This is a genomic window from Corynebacterium sp. c3Ub_189 (assembly GCF_039907195.1).
Taxonomy (GTDB): Bacteria; Actinomycetota; Actinomycetes; order Mycobacteriales; family Mycobacteriaceae; genus Corynebacterium.
The window spans coordinates 1-442 of the sequence record NZ_JASBOF010000073.1 but is presented as its reverse complement, the minus strand read 5'-3'; the positions used below and the strand labels follow the sequence as shown (position 1 = coordinate 442).

The window sequence follows — 442 nt, the reverse complement described above, 5'->3', positions numbered from 1 at the left end:
GACCTGACCCCTGTTTGGTGGACACCTGCTATCCAGCCCGGTTGGGTTGGGAAGAAAGGTAATCTACCACCATGTCCAGGTACTCCGAACAGTTCAAACGCGATGCCGTGGCCCTCTACGAAAACAATGAGGACCTCTCACTGAACTCAGCATCAGCAGAGCTCGGTATCAACCGTGCCTCGCTGCATTCTTGGATCAAGAAGTACGGCACCGGCAAACGTGCCCGCACAAAAAGCATGCGCGACAAGGCCCAAGCAGCCAATGATTCCGAACGGATCCGCCAGTTAGAAAAAGAGAACGCAAAGCTTCGTGAAGAACGCGATATCCTGCGCAAGGCCGCGAAATATTTTGCCGAAGAGACTCACTGGTGATCCGCTTCCAGTTTGTCTATGACCACCGAACCGAATTCTCGGTCAAGCGGATGTGCCACGTGTTAAAGCTC

General features: G+C 53.4%; 1 pseudogene. It reads left to right on the top strand.

The features are described from left to right. Positions 1 to 71 precede the first annotated feature (71 nt). A pseudogene (locus QKD99_RS11565) lies at positions 72 to 442 on the top strand (transposase); the annotation flags it as partial.